This window comes from Actinosynnema sp. NPDC059797 (assembly GCF_042732085.1).
Classification (GTDB): domain Bacteria; phylum Actinomycetota; class Actinomycetes; order Mycobacteriales; family Pseudonocardiaceae; genus Actinosynnema.
In genome coordinates this window covers 1-1,778 of the sequence record NZ_JBHWIE010000694.1, presented here as the reverse complement: position 1 = coordinate 1,778, position 1,778 = coordinate 1, and the positions used below count along the sequence as shown (strand labels likewise).

Below are 1,778 nucleotides of genomic sequence, written 5' to 3'. Positions count from 1 at the left end.
GCTTGGTCGCTAACCCACTTACCGGAGACCTCGCCACGTTCCGGCCACCGACACGCCGCCGCTCACCTCAACCTTTGAAACACGGGCTAGGCCGCCCGGCAGGGGCCGACGTCGTACTCCGGGTCGACGCCGTCGAGCCCGTTCTCGTCGGTCTTGGTCACGGTGCAGACCACCACGTCCCCGACGGCGACGCCCTCGGGCAGCCGGTCGCGGTCCGCGCCGTAGGTGCCGGTGTGGGGCGCGTCGGGCTGGTCGCCGTCGAGCTCCATGCCGACCCGGACGGGCGTGCCGTCGTTCGTGTCGACGATGCGGACGACCTTGAGCCGCACCTCCGCGGACGACTCGCTGCCACAGCCGACGAGCACGGCTCCCACCAGGAGGACGGCGGCACACGCCTTGAGCGCCTTCACGCGGTCGAGCTTAGCTAGAAGCGCAGCACCGGGAGGACGGATGACAGGTCCGCCCGGCTGCCGGACGCGGTGACCCTGGCGTCGGCGACGGCCTCGGCCCAGCCCAGCCGCCCCACGGCCAGCTCCAGCCAGGTGCGGGCGTCGGTCTCGACGACGTTGGGCGGCGTGCCGCGGGTGTGCCGGGGCCCGGCCACGCACTGCACGGCGGCGAACGGCGGCACCCGCACCTCGACGCTGCGGCCCGGCGCGACCTGCTCCAGGGTCCGCAGGCTCAGCCGGACGGCCGCGGCCAGGGCCGGGCGCGGCGGCTGGTCGGCCTCGCCCCCCAGCCAGGGCAGCACGGCTTCGACCGCGGCGCGCGCCTCTCTCGGGTCGACGGGTTTCGACGGCACCGGCCGAGGTTATCGCCCGACGGGCAGGCCGGCCGACCGCATCGCCTCGGTCAGCAGTTCCTCCACGTGGTGGGTGAGCCGCCGGGCGTCGGTCGGGGTGAACGTGCTCCACGGCTCCGCCCCGTCGGACGCGCGCCGCTGCTGGAGGTACCGCCCCTCCTCGGTGTCGAAGAACGCCACCACGCGGTCGGGCCGGCACCGCTTGCCGTACCTGTCGCGGGCCGCCGCGCCGAAGTTGCCCGTGTGCACGAGCCCGGTGAACATCTTCACCAGCGTGGTCGCGTCCTCCTGGCGCACGCCCTGCTGCCGCAGCGAGTTCTCCAGCGACTTGGGCGAGCCGTCGGACCGCTTCACGGCCGCTTCCAGGTCGGCGCTCGGCATGGTGACGGAGTGGCCGGTGCCGGCGGGGTGCGCGGGCAGCGTGCCCAGCACCGCCGACGCCAGGCCGGAGGCCGCCGCGCGCCGGAACGTCAGCCGGTTGTCGTCGAGGGTGGCCACCGCGGCGTCGTCGCCGTTGGCGACGGCCAGCACGCGGACGCTGCGGCCGATCCAGACCCGGCCGTCGACCTCGCGCCCGGGGCGGGAGAACATCCGCAGCAGGTGGTGCAGCTCCGGTTCCAGGCCGGTCGGCCCGCCGAGCCCGCGGGCGCCGATGCCGTGCCACACGCGCCGCTCCAGGTCGGCCCGCTCCCGGTGCGTCCGCCCCGGCGAGGGCACCTTGATGACCAGCGGCATCTGCCCCAGGTCCAGGCGTTCCCACAGCACGTCGAACTCCTCGGCGGAGAGCGTGATGGGCTCCCGCTCCGCCGGCCCCCCGAAATACGTCACGCCAACCCCCGGTCCTCGAAGTCGGGCCCGCGCCGAACCCGGCGCGGGCCCGTGCTCGCGCAAAGGCTACTGCGGCGTTTCCCCGATCACGGGCGGCGCCACGAGGCGGTCGTCGCCGAACACGTCGTCGGTCTCGACCAGGTAGTCG

The 1,778-nt window shown here is 74.7% G+C and carries 3 protein-coding genes; all 3 read right to left on the bottom strand.

Annotated features, from left to right (window positions below):
* Positions 1-86: 86 nt before the first annotated feature.
* From ACFV4N_RS43385 to ACFV4N_RS43375, 3 genes are read right to left on the bottom strand one after another with little or no spacing between them, the layout of a single operon-like run.
* A complete protein-coding gene (locus tag ACFV4N_RS43385; RefSeq protein ID WP_499678535.1) occupies positions 87-410 on the bottom strand; it encodes a hypothetical protein in 324 nt (107 codons plus the stop codon).
* A gap of 14 nt (positions 411-424) precedes the next feature.
* Positions 425-802: a sterol carrier family protein gene (locus tag ACFV4N_RS43380; RefSeq protein WP_499678534.1), complete on the bottom strand. Its 378-nt coding sequence runs from the start codon at positions 800-802 to the stop codon at positions 425-427.
* A gap of 9 nt (positions 803-811) precedes the next feature.
* Positions 812-1,630: an ESX secretion-associated protein EspG gene (locus tag ACFV4N_RS43375; protein WP_499678533.1), complete on the bottom strand. Its 819-nt coding sequence runs from the start codon at positions 1,628-1,630 to the stop codon at positions 812-814.
* Positions 1,631-1,778: the final 148 nt, after the last annotated feature.